We start from the raw sequence: 15,810 nt of genomic DNA, 5'->3' as shown, positions 1-15,810 counted from the left end.
CCCCGGCGGGCGGACGGGAGTCAGGGGGCGGCGGGGGCGGGGAGGGATGCCAGGATGCCGAGCCAATGGGCGGCCGTGGGGGCGTCGAAGGGCGGTCGGTGCGCGGTGACGGCCGCCTCGAGGTCGACGGCGAGGGCCTCGAGCTCGGCGACGATCTCCCGCGGGTACCCGTAGGCGACGCGATGCTCGTCCCACTCGTCGCGGTCGTCGATCCAGATGCCGCGGGTGGCGGAGTCGACGACATCCAGGTCCATGTCGATCGCCGTGGGCTCGCCGCCCTCGTCCCACCGGGCGTCCCAGGCGATGTCGATGTACACGCGGGTGGGATGCGGCGGCGCGTTCATCGTCAGCACCCACTCGCCGACCGGAGGCAGGAGCATCACGCACGGATGCGTCGCGACGAAGTCGCGTCCGGGCCGGTTGCTGCGGTCGCCGGGGCGCTGGCCGAACCAGTCGCCGTGCTCGTCGCTGCCGAGGTAGGTGCAGGCGTGCACCCAGTGGGTTCCGCCGTTCCACTTGCGCCAGCGGAAGGTCACCGGGGTTCCCGGCACGGGGCGGAGCATCACGCGCCGAGTCTAGGCTGGTCGAGTGAACGATTCTGCGCCCGCCGCCCGGCTGCGCGTGGTCACTCGCGAGATCGAGGCACCCGACGAGCTGCTGGTGTTCGCCGACCCGCAGCACCCGACGGTGTGGTCGCGACGCGGCGACATCCTCGTGGCGCGCGGCACTGCCGCGGCCTTCGACTCAGCCGACGCGAACCCCGGTCCACGCGAAGCCGCCGACTGGTGGCGCAGAACGGTCGCCGCCGCCGAGATCGACGATCCGGTCGGATTGCCCGGATCGGGACTCCTCGCGTTCGGCGCTCTGCCGTTCGATCCCCGCCCCGACGACCGCGCCGACGCCACGACACCGCCGCTGCACTTCGCGGTGCCTCGATTCGTCGTGGGTCGCCGCGGGTCACGCGCCTGGGTGACCGCGATCACCGCCGACGGCTCCGACCCGGATGCCGCCCTCCCCGTCGCGACCGGCTTCGGCCCGCACTGGTCGGCGACGACCGGCCCCGGAGCGCTGACACCCGACGGCTACCAGGAGATCGTGCGCGCGGGCGTCGACGCGATCCTCCACGGCGACCTGCAGAAGGTCGTCCTGGCGCGTGATCTCGCCGGCACCGTTCCCGCGGATGCCGATCTCCGGCGCCTCGTGCGCGCACTGTCGTCGGCGTACCCGGACACGTGGGCGTTCGCGGTCGACGGTCTGATCGGTGCAAGCCCCGAGACTCTCGTGACGGTGTCGGGCGGCACCGTCACCGCGCGCGTCCTCGCCGGAACGATCGCACGGGGGGCCGACGCCGACGCCGACACGTCGGCATCACTGTCCCTCGCCACCAGCACGAAGGACCTCGACGAGCACGGCTATGCGGTGCGCAGCGTGCTCGACGCACTCCGCCCGTCGACCTCGTCGCTCGTCGCCGGCGAGCAGCCGTTCATGCTCAAGCTGCCGAACGTCTGGCACCTGGCGACCGACGTCGAGGGCGAGCTCGCCGGGGATGCCTCCGCCCTCGACCTCGTCGCCGTGCTGCACCCCACCGCGGCGGTCGCCGGCACACCGACCCCGAACGCACTCGACGAGATCCGCCGCCTCGAGCCCTTCAGCCGGGGACGGTACGCGGGACCCGTCGGATGGATCGACGCGCACGGCGACGGCGAGTGGGCCATCGCGCTGCGGTGCGCGCAGTTCCGTCCCGGCGACCGCGCCGACGGCGGCGCCTCGATGCCCTTCACCGCCTACGCCGGTGCGGGCATCGTGGGCGCGAGCGACCCCGAGTCGGAGATGCTCGAGACGCGCGTGAAGTTCCGGCCGATCATCGACGCGCTGGCCTGAGCGGGCGCACGGGCCGCACACCGGGCGGAGCGACTCAGCGGGCGAGCGGGACCTCGATGAGCTGACGTCCGCCGACCGGCGAGGTGAGCACCTGGTCGAGCGCGGAGCGCGTCGTCACACGGCGGTACTCCCACCCGTAGGCGAGCGCGAGCTGCTCGAGCCGCGCCTCATGCGGCGTGAAGAGCACTCGGTCGGCGGCCTCCGGCGGTGCGGTGCCGGCGACCTCGAGCCCGTCGAAGATGGTGCCCCCGCCGTCGTTGCCGACGATGACCTGGATCCGGGGTTCGTCCTCGGTGCCGGGAAGCAGCAGCGCGCCGACGTCGTGCAGCAGAGACAGGTCGCCGGTGAGCACGCGGGTCACGCCCGCCCGTGCGTCGTCCTGGCTCGCGACCGCGATACCCATTCCGGTGGCGACGATGCCGTCGATGCCCGCGAGCCCCCGATTGGCGTGCACGGGCACTTTCTTGCCACCGAGCACCGTGTCGGCCACGCGAACGAGCCTCGACGAGGCGAACAGCAGACGATCGTGCGGCCAGCTCGCCCGCCAGACGGCGTCGACGAGCGACTCACGGTCGAGCGGAGCCTTGAGAACGGCCATCTCCGCCGAGATCGCACCGAGTCGCTCCTGCGGCACCGCCGACGCGAGCCCGTCGACATCGGGCGCCGCGGGGCTCAGGTCGACGGCCTCCTCACGCGATGCGCGCATCCAGGCGCCGAGCCAGGCCCGGTCCGCCTCTCCGGGCGGAACGGACACCGCGGCGACCGCTGTCGTCGTTCCGTTGAGATTGAGGTCCTCTCCCGGGCCGCGCACGGCCCAGACCTCGACCTCCGGTCGCGAAAGCAACGCGGCCACCTCGCGGCTGAGCGTCGGGTGCCCGAACACGACGACCCGTTCCACGGCGTCGGCGAGATCGGGGCGGGAGAGCACCGCACGGTAACCGTGGACGAGGTTGCGCCCGAACCGCGCACCGCTGACGATCTCGGCGACGAGCGGCCAGCCTCCCGCGTGAGCGAGATCCTCCGCCGCCGGACCGGCATCCGCGCCCGCGACGACGAGCGTGTTCGGCCCGCGGGTGAGCTCCACCGGCTCGAGGGGAATCGGGGGTTCGGCTTGGCCGATCCCCCCGCCGCCCTGATAGTGCGCGCCCGACACTGTGGCGTCGACTGTTTCGCACGGCTCGGCGCCGCGGGCGGCCGGGGCGGGCGCCAGCTCGGCGTCCGCGTCGATGAGCCACGGCGGGATCGCGCCCGACAACGGGTTCCGATACGGCAGGTTCAGGTGCACGGGGCCGGCCGGCCGCGACCGGTCGCCGAGCGCCGCGGTGAGCGCGTCGGCAGCCAGGACGGCGATCTCCGCCGACTGCGCTGCGGTGGGGGCGTCGTCGATGTCCTGCGGCGTCACGGCGTCGACCTCGAGCCGGACGAAGCGCGAGAACATCCCGGGCTGATGCGTCGCCTGATTGGCCCCGATGCCGCGCAGCTCCGGCGGCCGGTCGGCGGTCAGCAGCAGCATCGGCACGCCGGAGTGGTGCGCCTCGAGAACGGCAGGCATCAGGTTGGCGACCGCCGTTCCCGACGTGCATACGACAGCCGCCGGCATCCGGGTGTCACGTCCGATGCCGAGCGCGGTGAACCCGGCGACCCGCTCGTCGATGCGGACGTGCAGACGGATGAGGCCCCGCCGCTCCAATTCCGCCGCCACGAGCGCGAGCGCCTGGGAGCGCGATCCCGGGCTCAGGACCACGTGGCGCACTCCCCCGGCGACGAGAGCACCGAGCAGTGCAGCGGCGGCGTCGGTCGCCGGCGCCCGATCCGCCGGCGTCGGAGCGTGTTCGGCGCCGCTCATCTCAGGCGCGCGGGCCGCGTGAGCCGGCCGGACCTTCGGCGTCGTCATCGCTCGACGACGAGGAAGCCGGCGGAACGTCGCGAGGGTCGTCGGCCTCGGCGTCGAGGGCCGCGAGCTCCTCCTCAAGACGGCGGATGCGCTCGTCCTGGTCTCGCACCGACCCGAGGCTGCCGAGGAAGTCGGGGTCGTCGTCCGGGGCGCGGCGGACGGGAGCGCTCGTGCGGCGCGCGCGTCCGACGACGAACCAGAGGATGCCGCCCAGCACGGGCAGCAGGACCACGATGAGGATCCAGACCGGCTTGCTGACGCCGCGGTGACGGGTCGCGTCCTGCAGCGCGCAGTCGACGATGCTGTACACCCAGAAGGCGAGTGCCAGCAGCACACCGATGAGCAGGAGCCGCGCCATCCCCCCATCCTAGGCGTCCGGCGACCCCCTCGGCCCGGACGTAGAATGGCCGGATGAATGCCCGCTCGGCCGTCGTCTACTCGGTGCTGCGGCTCCTCGCCTTCCTGGTCCCGTTCGGCATCATGATGCTGTTCCCCATCATGCGCGAGTATTACTGGCTCTCAGCGATCTTCGCCGCCCTCATCGGCTTGAGCCTGTCGATGATCTTCCTGCGCCGACCGCTCGACGATGTCGCCTCGGGCCTCGCCGAACGACGCACGCGCCGCCGCTCCGGCGCCCAGACCGACGCCGAGGCCGAAGACGCCGCGTCCTGACCTCAGGTCTTCCGGGCCTCAGCCGACGAAGGCCCAGAACAGGAACGCGCCGTACGCGACGGACGTCAAGGAGGTCAGCGCGAGGGCGACGACCAGTTCACGCGGCTGGCGGTACGTCCAGACGATGAGGATCGCCGACAGAGCCGGCAGCAGCGCGAAGAGGCTCAGCCAGGCGATCGGATAGACCAGGGCGAGCAGCACGGCGATCGCGAACGGCGCCAGGACGAACAGGGTGAAGACGATGCGGGTCGCCGTCCGGCCGATCAGGACCGTCAGGGTGCGCTTGCCGGCGATGCGGTCCTGGTCGATGTCGCGCAGGTTGTTCGCCAGGAGCACGGCGCACGCGAGGAGCCCAGCGCCCACCGCGCCGAACCAGCTCTCCTGGGGAACGAATCCGGCCTGGACGAAGGTCGTGCCGACGGTCGCGACAAGGCCGAAGAAGACGAAGACGAAGAGCTCGCCGAGACCCGCGTAGCCGTACGGGCGCTTGCCACCGGTGTAGAACCACGCCGCGACGACGCAGGCGGCCCCGACCAGCAGCATCCACCAGTGCCCCGTCCGCACGACGATCGCGATGCCGGCGACGGCGGCGAGACCGAAGAACCCGAGGGCGACGGTGAGCACCGTTCGGGGCCTCGCCAGCTTGCCGCCGGTGAGTCGCGCGGGACCCACGCGCACATCGTCCGTGCCCCGGATGCCGTCACTGTAGTCGTTGGCGTAGTTGACGCCGATCTGCAGTGCGACCGCGACCACGAGGCAGCACAGCGCGATGACCCAGTGCAGGTCGCGGTCGACGAGCATCGCCGCCCCCGTGCCGATGAGAACCGGGGTGATCGCGAGCGGCAGGGTGCGCAGCCGCGCCGCGCCGATCCAGTCGCGAGCCGTCGCCTTCCGCGGCGGCGGAGCCGAGACGAGGCCGCGCTTGGCGGGGTTACCGCCGCGCGGCGCGGGACGAGACGACTTCGGGGAGCGAGACGAGCGAGCCACGAGGGATCATCCTAGATCGCGAGCATGCGACGCAACGCCGCACGGTCGGGTTTTCCGCTCGCGAGCACCGGCATGCGCTCGACCGCGACGACCCGTGCGGGGCGCGCCGGCTTGCCGAGCCGGTCGCCGACCGCGTCCCGGATCTCAGACAGCAGAGCCGACTCGTCGGCACCGATCTCGGCGAGCGCCGCGATCTCGACGACGACGGCGGACGCCTGCCCCCATCGCTCGTCGGTCGTCGCGACGACGACGGCCGACGCGAGTCCGGGTCGCTCCCGAACGACGGCCTCGACGCGGTCGAGCGAGACGTTGACGCCACCCGAGATGATGACGTTGTCCACGCGCCCGGTCACCCGCAGCACGTTCTCGTCGAACTCCCCCGCGTCGCCGGTGCGGTACCAGCGCACACCGTCGTCCACGATGAAGGATGCCGCCGTGCGGTCGGGCTCGCCGAGGTAGCCGTCGGCGAGCATGGGGCCCGAGAGCTGCACCTCGCCGGCCACGATCCGCACCCCCACCCCGTCGAGCGGGACGCCGTCGTAGACGCATCCGCCACTGGTCTCCGTCGAGCCGTAGGTGCGCACGATGCGCGCCCCCAACCGCGTGGCGCGCTCGCGCTGCGACGCCGGGAGCGCCTGCCCGCCCACCAGGATCGCCTCGTAGGCCCGCAGGGCGTCGGCGACGGCGGAATCCGTCTCGGCCGCGTCGAGCAGATCGGCCAGCTGGGCCGGTACCAGCGAGGTGAACGTCGCCGCGCGCTGCCCGCCGACGCTCGAGTGCATCGACGCGGTGACCGCGGCGAAGGCGGCGGGCGAGAACGACCCCGCGAGGACGGCCGGCTCGTGCCCCGCGAGGAGGCTGCGCACCATCACCTGCAGCCCCGCCACGTACCCGGGCGACAGGGCGAGGAGCCAGCGCCCTTCGCCGATGCGGGCCGCGGTCGACGCGGCGCTGGCGATGAGGGCCGAACGGCTGAGCACGACGCTCTTGGGCATCCCCGTCGACCCCGACGTCGTGACGACGGCGACGGTTCCGGGCGGCGCCTGCGCCGGAGCGCTCGTGCCGGCGGGCGCGCCGAGGGCGAGCGCCGGCCCGGCACCGTCGAGGGTCTGCCGAAGGGCCCGGAGCACCTCGCGGGGCTCCGACGCAACCGGGACGAGGTCGACCGCCATGTCAGAGGCGAGCCATCTCAGAAGTGGTAGGGGTAGGGCGACCAGTCGGGGTCGCGCTTCTGCAGGAAGGCGTCACGCCCCTCGACGGCCTCGTCGGTGCCGTAGGCGAGCCGCGTCGCCTCGCCCGCGAACACCTGCTGGCCGACCATTCCGTCGTCGATCGCATTGAAGGCGAACTTCAGCATGCGGATCGCGGTGGGCGACTTGCCGAGGATCGCGCGGGCCATCGCGATCGCCTCGCGCTCGAGCTCGGCGTGCGGGACGACACGATTGACCGCGCCCATCTCGTAGGCGCGCTGCGCGGAGTACTCCTCCGCGAGGAAGAACACCTCGCGGGCGATCTTCTGGCCGACCTGCCGCGCCATGTACGCCGAGCCGTACCCGGCGTCGAACGACCCGACATCCGCGTCGGTCTGCTTGAACCGGCCGTGCTCGGCCGAGGCGATCGAGAGGTCGCACACGATGTGCAGGGAATGCCCGCCGCCCGCAGCCCAACCCGGGATGACGGCGATGACGACCTTCGGCATGAACCGGATGAGGCGCTGCACCTCGAGGATGTGCAGGCGCCCGGCCCGGGCCGGATCGGCCACGGCGCTCTCGTCGTCGCTGTACTTGTACCCGTCTCGGCCGCGGATGCGCTGGTCGCCGCCCGAGCAGAACGCCCAGCCGCCGTCCTTCGGGCTCGGACCGTTGCCGGTAAGCAGCACGACGCCGATGTGCGGGTCCTGGCGCGCGATGTCGAGCGCGCGGTACAGCTCGTCGACCGTATGCGGGCGGAAGGCGTTGCGCACCTCGGGACGGTCGAACGCGATGCGCGCGATGCGCCCGTCGGTCGAGACGTGAGCGGTGATGTCGGTGTAGGCGTCCGCCCCGGGGGCGAGCGACCATTCCGCGGGATCGAACAGTTCCGAGACCATGCCGCCAGCCTATGCCGCGGTGGGAGGATGAACGCGTGGACCCCGCCCTGCCCCTCCCCTCCCTGGCCGAGCTGCTCGACCGATCGCACGTCGTCGCGCTGCCGCTGACGACGCGTTTCCGCGGCGTCGACGTGCGAGAGGCGCTGCTGCTCGAGGGGCCGGAAGGCTGGACGGAGTTCTCGCCGTTCACCGAGTACGACGACGACGAGGCCGCGACCTGGCTGGCCGCCGCGCTCGAGTTCGGCTGGGAACCGGCCCCGTCCCCCGTCCGGAACCGTGTCGCCGTGAACGCCACCGTGCCGGCCGTCGCGGCCGAGCGCGTCGCCGAGGTGCTCTCGCGGTACGACGGATGCCGCACGGTCAAGGTCAAGGTCGCGGAGCGCGGCCAGGTGCTCGCCGACGACGTCGCCCGCGTGCGGGCAGTGCGCGAGGCGCTCGGCCCCGAAGGACGTGTGCGGATCGACGCGAACGGCGCGTGGAATCTCGACGAGGCCGAGCACGCGCTCCACGCCCTGGCGGAGTTCGATCTTGAGTATGTCGAGCAGCCGTGCGCGAGTGTCGAGGAGCTCGCCGAGCTGCGCCGCCGCGTGCACTACATGGGGATCCCCGTCGCCGCCGATGAGAGCGTCCGCAAGGCCGACGACCCGCTCGCGGTGGCGCGAGCCGGTGCCGCCGATCTGCTCGTCATCAAGGCGCAGCCGCTCGGAGGCGTCCGGCGTGCGCTCGCGATCGTCGCGGAGGCGGGACTTCCCGCGGTGGTCTCGAGCGCCCTCGACACGAGCGTCGGCCTGTCGATGGGGGTCGCCCTCGCGGCCGCTCTTCCCGAGCTCGACTTCGACTGCGGCCTGGGAACGGCCTCGCTGTTCGCCGCCGATGTCGCGACCCCCGCCCTGCGTCCGCTCTCGGGTGAGCTCGCGACCGGACGGGTCACGGTCGACCGGGATGCCGTCGCCGCGCTCGCCCCGTCCGCGGAGCGGCAGCGGTGGTGGCGCGAGCGGCTCGAGCGCTGCCTCGCGGTGCTCGCACAGCCGCGCTGAGCGCAGGTCGCTCGGGCCTCAGGCGTCGAGGAGCGCGGTCGCGAGTTGCCCGATGCGCTCGTGCAGCAGCCGCGTCGTCTCCGCTTCGCCGAGCCCTTCGACCGCCGCCCGCTCGCACGTTGCATCGGAGAGATCGACCATGAGCTGCGCGACCTCCGTGATCGGCAGCCGGAAGCGCAGCTCGTAGACCTTCCGGATGTCGTCGACGATCACCCGCACCCGCTCGACGATGCCGTCCTGCAGGCGAAGGTAGGCCTCGGCCATCCGTTCGTCGCGAAGTGCCTGCGTGCGCAGCTCCGACACCAGCCGGGGCTCCATGCCCCCGAGCGAGACGTCGACGATCTGGGGAACGAGCAGGGACGGATCGGGCGCCGCGGTGCGATCGAGGGTGCGGACGCGGTCGGCGACCAGGTCGAGCTTCTCGCTGGAGGACCGCTCGACCAGGGCGAGGAAGAGCTCGCCCTTGGAGTCGAAGTTCGAGTAGAAGGCGCCGCGGGAGAACCCGGCGCGGTCGCAGACGGCCTCGACGGATGCCGCGTCGAGACCGACCTCGGCGAAGACCTCGGCGGCGGCATCGAGCAGCCGGGCGCGCGTGTTCTCGCGACTGCGGGTGGCTGTGCGTGCCTCGGCGTCCATGGTGCTCCTCGCGTTCACACCGATCGTCCAGCCTGACCAGTGCGTGATGAACATAGGATACATTGCTGTATCGGATACAGCGCTGTATCGAACAACCGTGACGATCGATCAGACCTGGAGCGCCCGTGTCCACACTCCTGTTCACCCTCGGACGCTGGTCGTTCCGTCACCCCTGGCGGGTCCTCGTCTCGTGGCTGCTGATCCTCGTCATCGCCGGCGGCGGAGCGGCGCTGCTGAACAAGGGCACCGACAACTCCTTCTCGATCCCGGGGACCGAGGCGCAGGAGGGGCTGGAGCTGCTGAACCGCACGTTCCCCCAGGCGAGCGGCACGAGCGCGCAGCTCGTCGTCGTCGCCCCCGAGGGAGACAGCGTGCGCGACGAGCCGTTCGCCGACGAGATCGCCGACACCGTGACCGCGTTCGGCGACCTGGGTGATGACGTCCTCGCCGTGACCGATCCGTTCGACCAGACGGTCTCCGGCCTGGTCTCGGAGGACGACCGGGCCGCGATCGTCCGCGTGCAGTTCGACGGCGAGGCGACCTCGGTCAGCGCAGAGACGAAGGACGCGCTCACCTCGGTGGCCGACCGGATGCGGGCGGACCTGCCCGACGGCACGCAGATCGCGCTGGGCGGTGACCTGTTCTCGACCTCGATCCCGGCGCTGTCGATCGTCGAGGTGATCGGTGTGCTGGTGGCACTGTTCGTCCTCATCGTCACGTTCCGCTCATTCGCCGTCTCGTGGTTCCCGCTCGTCAGCGCTCTCATCGGGGTCGCGCTCGCGACGGCGATGATCTTCGTGGCGACGCAGTTCGCCTCGGTGTCGTCGACGACCCCGCTGCTGTCGGTCATGCTCGGCCTCGCCGTCGGCATCGACTACTCGCTCTTCATCGCCGCCCGACATCAGGACCAGGTGCGTGCGGGCATGGACCCGGAGGAGTCCGCCGCTCGTTCGACCGGAACCGCGGGATCGTCCGTCGCGTTCGCGGGCATCACGGTGCTCATCGCACTGATCGGGCTCAGCTTCGCCGGCATCCCCTTCCTCACGACGATGGGCATCGCTGCAGCCGTTGCCGTCGCGATCGCCGTCGTCGTCGCCGTCACCCTCACTCCCGCGCTCCTCGGTTTCGCGGGAGCTCGTGTCGTCGGTTGGCCCCGCCGAGCAAAGCGGTCGCGGAAGCGACCGGCCGCGCCCCGTCGATCGTTCTCGGAGCGCTGGGTGCGCGGCGTCACGCGGCATCCGCTCGTCACCACGATCGCGGTCATCGCGGGTCTCGGCGTCGTCGCGATCCCGTCAGCGAGCCTGACCCTTGCCCTCCCCAACGCGGGGGTGCAGCCGCCCTCGAGCGAGGCCCGGCAGGCGTACGACCTCACCGCCGAGCACTTCGGTCCCGGCGCGAACGGTCCGCTGATCATGACCGGGACAATCGTCACCTCGAACGATCCGCTGACCCTGATGCAGGACATCGGCGATGACATCGCCACCATTCCCGGGGTGAAGGAGGTCGCGCTCGCCACCCCCAACGAGACCGCCGACACCGGGCTCGTGCAGATCGTGCCCGAGACCGCACCCGACTCCCCCGAGACGGCCGACCTTGTGCGCGAGTTGCGGGCACAGCACGACCGCCTGCTCGACGAGTACGGTGTCGACCTCAAGGTCACCGGGTTCACCGCCGTGGGTATCGACATCTCCGATCGGCTCGGCGAAGCCCTGCTGCCCTTCGGTGTCTTCGTCGTCGGGCTCTCGCTCATCCTGCTGACGATCGTGTTCCGATCGATCTGGGTGCCGATCAAGGCCGCGCTCGGATATCTGCTGTCGGTGCTCGCCGCCTTCGGCGTCGTCGCCGCCGTCTTCGAGTGGGGCTGGTTCGCCGACCTGCTGCACGTCACCCGCGAGGGGCCCGTGATCAGCTTCATGCCGATCATCCTCATGGGCGTCCTGTTCGGCCTCGCGATGGACTACGAGGTCTTCCTCGTCTCGCGGATGCGCGAGGACTACGTCCATGCCCGCCGCGACCGGGGCGGCCGCGCGGATCGCCTCACCGCCGTCGGGGCTGTCCGCTCCGGTTTCACCTCGTCGGCGCGCGTCGTCACGGCCGCGGCGGTGATCATGTTCGCCGTCTTCGCCGCGTTCGTCCCCGAGGGCGACTCGTCGATCAAGCCGATCGCACTGGGGCTCGCCGTCGGCATCGCCGTCGACGCATTCCTCATCCGCATGACGCTCGTGCCGGCCGTCATGGCGCTGCTCGGCGAGAAGGCGTGGTGGATGCCGCGCTGGCTCGACCGCGTCCTCCCCCACTTCGACATCGAGGGCGAGGCCGTCGAGCGCGAGCTCTCGCTGCGCGAGTGGCCGGAGCGCAACACCTCCGCCGCCCTGGTCGGAGAGGATGTCGCCGTCCACGCCGACGACGACGGCCACGCGGCGGTCTTCTCCGACGCGACCTTCCGGGTCGAGCCCGGCGAGTCGCTCGTCGTCTCCCACCCCGATCCGCGCGTCGGCCGCGCCTTCGCCCTCGCCGTCTCCGGGCGGCTCCGCGTCGACGGGGGGCTGCTCCGCGTCGGCGGGCACCTGCTGCCCGAGCGGGCGCCGTGGGTCCGCTCGCACGTCGGCCTCGCGCTGCTCGACGACACGACCGACCCGGTGGCCGAGCTGCGTCGCGCCACCTCGGGCGGAGCGACGATCGTCGTGGTCGACGGACTCGACGCCCTCACCGGCGCTGACCGCGATCAGGCCGCCGCGGTGCTCCGCGATGCGGCATCCGACCTCGACGAACGCCACGCGGGGGCCGGTGCCCTCACCGTCGTGGCGATCGTCCGGCGCGAGCTCGGCGTGCTCGACATCCTCGCTGAGGCCCATCGCGCGGCGCCCCACACCCTCCCCCTGCACGGCGGTGCATCCGCGACATCCGCGTCCGAACCGTCGCACCCGAACACCGAGGTGATCCCGTCATGACCCTGTTCATCGAGCGCGCCCGCTCGCGCAAGCCCGTCACCTGGCTCACGATCGTGGGCGTCATCCTGCTGCCCGTCCTCATCGGCGGCGTCTTGGTCGCGGCGCTCTACAACCCCGTCGAGCGCCTCGACAACATGCGGGCGGCGATCGTCAACGACGACCAGGCGGTCGAGGTCAACGGTCAGCTCGCGCCCCTCGGCCGGCAGCTGACCGCCGGTCTGGTCGCCGGGTCGGACGAGGTCCCGAGCAACCTGGACTGGGTCATCTCGAACGACGAGGACGCCCGGGCCGGGCTCGCCGACGGCACCTACGACGCCGTCGTCACGATCCCGAGCGGCTTCTCGGCCGCGGCCACCTCGACCGCCCCGGGCGGCACGCCCGAGAAGGCCACCATCCGGGTCGACACCGCCCCGGACAGCCTCGTCGTCGACGACGCCATCACGGCGCAGATCACACAGGCGGCCACCTCGCTCATGGGCTCGCAGCTCTCGACGGTCTACCTCGAGAACGTGTTCCTCGGCTTCACGACGCTGGGAGATCAGCTCGGAGATGCCGCCTCGGGCGCCCGACAGCTCGCCGACGGCGGGCGGCAGGCAGCCGACGGCGCGACGCAGCTCGCCGACGGTGCGGGCCAGTTGGCCAGCGGTGCGGGAACCCTCTCGGACGGGGTCGGCCAGCTCGCGACCGGTGCCTCGCAGCTCTCCGACGGGGCCGCGGCGACCCAGACGGGCCTGACGACCTGGGCGCAGGGCGCGCGCACCCTCGCCGGCGGAACCAACGAGTTCGCGACCCAGTTGTCGCAGTCGCTGAGCGGGCTGAGCGTTCCCGAGATCCCCGCCGAGGCCGTTGCCGGAGCGCAATACCTCGCCGAGAACTCCGACCGCATCGCGACCGGCGTGACGCAGGCCGCCGACGAGCTCGCGGCCGTCGCGGCGAGCTGCGAGGCCGACGGCGGATCGGCGCAGGTCTGCGACGCCCTTCGCACCGTCTCCGCGCGCACGCAGAGCGCCCTGCCCGAGGTCACCGGTGTGATCGGTCAGTCCGGTCAGATCGCCGGACAGGTCTCGGGACTGGCGGCCTCTGCGCCCGAGCTGATCTCCGGTCTGCAGCAGGCCGCCGGTGCGGCGACGCAGCTCGCGAACGGCATGACCGAGCTCGCCGACGGTGCGGACGCTCTCGCGGCCGGAGGCGGCCAGCTGGCCTCCGGCGCCTCGGCCCTCGCCGCAGGTGCCGGATCGGCCGCCGACGGCGCCTCACAGCTCTCGTCCGGCGCCGGCGAACTGGCCGGCGGTGCGACCGACCTCGCCACCGGCGTCGGAACCGTCGCCGACGGCACGGGCACCCTCGCCGACGGCCTCGACACCGCGACGGCGGCGCTGCCGTCGTACACCGACCAGCAGGCGACCGACCTCGCGAGCGTCGTGGCCGCCCCCGTCGAGGCGGAGGGTCTCGGGTCCGACCTGTTCGGCGCCTCGGCCATCCCGCTGCTCACGGGCCTCGCCCTGTGGCTCGGCGCGATCGGATCGTTCGTCGCGCTGCAGGCCGTCCCCCGCGGCGCGCTGACCTCACGTCGCCCGTCGTTCCTGCTGACGCTGTGGGCCTTCGCCCCCGCCGCGGTGGTCGGGCTCGTGCAGGGCGTCCTGGTCGCGGTGGTCGTGCAGCTCGCGGCCTCGTACGACCCGTGGACGTGGGCCGCGTTCGCCGGACTCTCCGCCCTGGCGGGTGTCGCCTTCGCCGCCGTGAACCAGGCCCTCGTCGCGCTGCTCGGCGGAGCGGGCCGATGGGTCGCGGCCGGTGTCGCCGTGCTGGCGGTGGCCACGGGAGTCGTCTCGACCGTGCCCGGAGTGCTGTCGCAGATCGCGGGGCTGCTGCCGACGGCATCCGCCTACCAGGGCCTGCTCGCGGTGCTCACCTCGGCCGGAGGTGCCGGAGCCGCGGTTGCGGGGCTGCTCGTGTGGACGGCGATCTCACTCGTGGTCACGGTCATCGTCACCGCCCGGGCGCGCACGACCTCGGTGCGCGCGGTGCTGCGCCCCGCCGCCGTCTGACACGCGTTCGCCCCGCCTTCTCTTGAGGCGGGGCGGAGCGAGTGAGTTGACAGTTCGCGCCCCTTCGAGCGAAAGGAATGGGCACACGCTGCCAACCGAGCCGACGTCCCGCACCCCGGGCGACTCCCAGTTGGCAGTCCACGCCCCCACGCGCGACGGGAAGGGGCGCATGCTGCCAACCGAGCCGACGCCGCGCACCACGGCGAGGTTGAGTGGGCAGTTCACGCCCCCTCCAGCGACGAGAACGGGCAGCTACTGCCAACCGAAGCGACGCCGCGCACCACGGGCGACTCCCAGCTGGCAGTCGCGCGCCCTCCCGCGACGGGAATGGGCACACGCTGCCAACCGAGCCGACGTCCCGGACCCCGGCAAAGTTCAATTGGCAGTTCACGCCCGCTCGCGCGACGGGAAGGGGCACATGCTGCCAACCGAGCCGACGCCGCGCACCACAGGCGACTCCCACTTGGCAGTTCACGCCCCTTCCAGCGACGGGAATGGGCGCCGGCTGCCAACCGAGGCGACGCCCCGCACCCCGACGAGGGGTCAGCTCAGGCCGCTGTAGGCGTGCAGACCCTTGAAGAACTGGTTGACGATGATGAAGTTGAACAGCACCGCTGAGAAGCCGACGATCGACAGCCACGCGCTGCGGTTTCCGCGCCAACCGCGCGTCGCGCGAGCGTGGATGTAGCCGGCGTAGAGCACCCAGATGACGAAGGTCCACACTTCCTTCGTGTCGAAGCCCCAGTACCGGCCCCACGCGTCGTTGGCCCAGATCGAGCCGGCGATGAGGGTGAAGGTCCAGAAGATGAAGCCGATGATCGCGAAGCGGTAGGCGAGCGACTCGAGGGCGTCGGCGCTCGGCAGCGTACGCAGGAACCGCGCACCGTCGCGCTGCGGAGCGGATCCCGCGGATGCCGCATCCCCAGCCTCGGCGCTGACCCGAGCGATCGCGCGTGCCTCGCGTCTTGCTTGCATGAGCTGCACGATCGACAGGGCGAACGCCAGCGCGAAGAACGCCGACGCCAGCGAGGCCACGAAGACGTGGATGACGAGCCAGATCGACTTCAGCGGGTCGGCGAGCGGCACCACCGCGACGTGGAAGTTGATGACCGAGCCGCCGAGCAGCACGACCGCGAGCCCGGTGATGAAGGTGCCGAGGAAGCGCAGGTCGTACCGGAAGAGCACGACGAGGTAGACCATCACCACGAGGAGCAGGCCGGTGAGGGCGAACTCGTACATGTTCGACCACGGCACCCGCTCGGCGGCGATGCCGCGCAGCACGGTCGCTCCGAGGTGGAAGAGGAACCCGATCCAGGTCAGGGTCGTTCCCATGCGCGCCCACAGCAGGCGCGGGCGGTCGGCGGGGCGGGCGTTGAGCGCGAGCTCGGCCTGAGCCTCCGCGGCGCGGATCTCGCCGATCGTCTGCGCACCGCCGGCGGCGACGAGGGCGGGAGCCGCAGCCGCGGCGGGGACGGAGTCTTTCGTCTTCAGCGCGAGATCGGAACGACGAGCCAGATCGATCGCGTAGGCGATGAAGGCGAGCGCGTAGACAGCCACCGCTGTCCAGACGAGCAGGACCGAGACGGCATCCAGCGACAGGTCTTCGGGCATGATC

General features: G+C 72.0%; 13 protein-coding genes. 5 read left to right on the top strand and 8 right to left on the bottom strand.

The window, feature by feature from the left end; genetic code table 11:
- Positions 1 to 20 precede the first annotated feature (20 nt).
- Positions 21 to 563, bottom strand: coding sequence for a DUF402 domain-containing protein (locus tag DO944_RS09155; protein ID WP_309300107.1), 543 nt, complete (start codon positions 561 to 563; stop codon positions 21 to 23).
- 25 nt (positions 564 to 588) lie between these two features.
- On the opposite strand from DO944_RS09155, the gene DO944_RS09150 reads away from it, so the two are divergent.
- Positions 589 to 1,881: an isochorismate synthase MenF gene (locus DO944_RS09150; RefSeq protein ID WP_112616733.1), complete on the top strand. Its 1,293-nt coding sequence runs from the start codon at positions 589 to 591 to the stop codon at positions 1,879 to 1,881.
- A 34-nt stretch (positions 1,882 to 1,915) separates the two neighbouring features.
- Here the strand turns inward: DO944_RS09150 and menD are convergent, their stop codons facing one another.
- Together menD and DO944_RS09140 are read right to left on the bottom strand one after the other, a co-directional pair.
- Positions 1,916 to 3,727 carry a 2-succinyl-5-enolpyruvyl-6-hydroxy-3-cyclohexene-1-carboxylic-acid synthase gene (gene menD, locus DO944_RS09145; protein WP_112616988.1) on the bottom strand — a complete coding sequence of 604 codons (1,812 nt, stop codon included), beginning with the start codon at positions 3,725 to 3,727 and terminating at the stop codon, positions 1,916 to 1,918.
- 1 nt (position 3,728) lies between these two features.
- The gene (locus DO944_RS09140) at positions 3,729 to 4,133 is read right to left on the bottom strand and encodes a PLD nuclease N-terminal domain-containing protein (RefSeq protein WP_112616731.1); all 405 of its coding nucleotides are present in this window, start codon (positions 4,131 to 4,133) and stop codon (positions 3,729 to 3,731) included.
- A gap of 53 nt (positions 4,134 to 4,186) precedes the next feature.
- Between DO944_RS09140 and DO944_RS09135 the strand changes: the two genes are divergently transcribed.
- The gene (locus DO944_RS09135; RefSeq protein ID WP_112616729.1) at positions 4,187 to 4,447 is read left to right on the top strand and encodes a DUF4229 domain-containing protein; all 261 of its coding nucleotides are present in this window, start codon (positions 4,187 to 4,189) and stop codon (positions 4,445 to 4,447) included.
- An 18-nt stretch (positions 4,448 to 4,465) separates the two neighbouring features.
- Here the strand turns inward: DO944_RS09135 and DO944_RS09130 are convergent, their stop codons facing one another.
- The 3 genes from DO944_RS09130 to DO944_RS09120 are packed head-to-tail and all read right to left on the bottom strand — an operon-like array spanning position 4,466 to position 7,523.
- Complete coding sequence (locus DO944_RS09130; RefSeq protein ID WP_112616727.1) at positions 4,466 to 5,434, bottom strand: 1,4-dihydroxy-2-naphthoate polyprenyltransferase; 969 nt, start codon at positions 5,432 to 5,434, stop codon at positions 4,466 to 4,468.
- Between the two features lie 11 nt (positions 5,435 to 5,445).
- Entirely contained in the window at positions 5,446 to 6,606 is a 1,161-nt protein-coding gene (locus DO944_RS09125; protein ID WP_112616725.1) for an AMP-binding protein, read from the bottom strand.
- 17 nt (positions 6,607 to 6,623) lie between these two features.
- Positions 6,624 to 7,523, bottom strand: coding sequence for a 1,4-dihydroxy-2-naphthoyl-CoA synthase (locus DO944_RS09120; protein WP_112616723.1), 900 nt, complete (start codon positions 7,521 to 7,523; stop codon positions 6,624 to 6,626).
- A gap of 47 nt (positions 7,524 to 7,570) precedes the next feature.
- On the opposite strand from DO944_RS09120, the gene DO944_RS09115 reads away from it, so the two are divergent.
- Entirely contained in the window at positions 7,571 to 8,560 is a 990-nt protein-coding gene (locus DO944_RS09115) for an o-succinylbenzoate synthase (protein ID WP_112616987.1), read from the top strand.
- Between the two features lie 18 nt (positions 8,561 to 8,578).
- Here the strand turns inward: DO944_RS09115 and DO944_RS09110 are convergent, their stop codons facing one another.
- Positions 8,579 to 9,196 (bottom strand): TetR/AcrR family transcriptional regulator, encoded by a 618-nt coding sequence (locus DO944_RS09110; protein ID WP_023952201.1) that lies wholly within the window; start codon positions 9,194 to 9,196, stop codon positions 8,579 to 8,581.
- A gap of 125 nt (positions 9,197 to 9,321) precedes the next feature.
- On the opposite strand from DO944_RS09110, the gene DO944_RS09105 reads away from it, so the two are divergent.
- Positions 9,322 to 12,147 (top strand): MMPL family transporter, encoded by a 2,826-nt coding sequence (locus DO944_RS09105; protein ID WP_112616721.1) that lies wholly within the window; start codon positions 9,322 to 9,324, stop codon positions 12,145 to 12,147.
- Complete coding sequence (locus tag DO944_RS09100; protein WP_112616719.1) at positions 12,144 to 14,195, top strand: YhgE/Pip family protein; 2,052 nt, start codon at positions 12,144 to 12,146, stop codon at positions 14,193 to 14,195. The genes DO944_RS09105 and DO944_RS09100 overlap by 4 nt, the downstream gene beginning before the upstream one ends.
- Positions 14,196 to 14,738: 543 nt before the next feature.
- Here DO944_RS09100 and ccsB read toward each other — a convergent pair.
- Positions 14,739 to 15,806 carry a c-type cytochrome biogenesis protein CcsB gene (gene ccsB, locus DO944_RS09095; protein WP_112616717.1) on the bottom strand — a complete coding sequence of 356 codons (1,068 nt, stop codon included), beginning with the start codon at positions 15,804 to 15,806 and terminating at the stop codon, positions 14,739 to 14,741.
- Between the last annotated feature and the right edge of the window lie 4 nt (positions 15,807 to 15,810).

Origin of the sequence: Microbacterium sp. SMR1 (assembly GCF_003289625.1) — a bacterium.
Taxonomy (GTDB): Bacteria; Actinomycetota; Actinomycetes; order Actinomycetales; family Microbacteriaceae; genus Microbacterium; species Microbacterium plantarum.
Note: the sequence above shows the minus strand (reverse complement) of the source record. Positions and strands in the feature narration are given on the sequence as shown.

Bases quoted from the DNA above. Each gene is read 5' to 3' on its own strand.
- menD (WP_112616988.1), bottom strand. From the start codon at position 3,727: ATGAGCGGCGCCGAACACGCTCCGACGCCGGCGGATCGGGCGCCGGCG.
- DO944_RS09100 (WP_112616719.1), top strand. From the start codon at position 12,144: ATGACCCTGTTCATCGAGCGCGCCCGCTCGCGCAAGCCCGTCACCTGG.
- DO944_RS09120 (WP_112616723.1), bottom strand. From the start codon at position 7,523: ATGGTCTCGGAACTGTTCGATCCCGCGGAATGGTCGCTCGCCCCCGGG.
- DO944_RS09125 (WP_112616725.1), bottom strand. From the start codon at position 6,606: ATGGCGGTCGACCTCGTCCCGGTTGCGTCGGAGCCCCGCGAGGTGCTC.
- DO944_RS09155 (WP_309300107.1), bottom strand. From the start codon at position 563: ATGCTCCGCCCCGTGCCGGGAACCCCGGTGACCTTCCGCTGGCGCAAG.
- DO944_RS09135 (WP_112616729.1), top strand. From the start codon at position 4,187: ATGAATGCCCGCTCGGCCGTCGTCTACTCGGTGCTGCGGCTCCTCGCC.
- DO944_RS09140 (WP_112616731.1), bottom strand. From the start codon at position 4,133: ATGGCGCGGCTCCTGCTCATCGGTGTGCTGCTGGCACTCGCCTTCTGG.
- DO944_RS09110 (WP_023952201.1), bottom strand. From the start codon at position 9,196: ATGGACGCCGAGGCACGCACAGCCACCCGCAGTCGCGAGAACACGCGC.
- ccsB (WP_112616717.1), bottom strand. From the start codon at position 15,806: ATGCCCGAAGACCTGTCGCTGGATGCCGTCTCGGTCCTGCTCGTCTGG.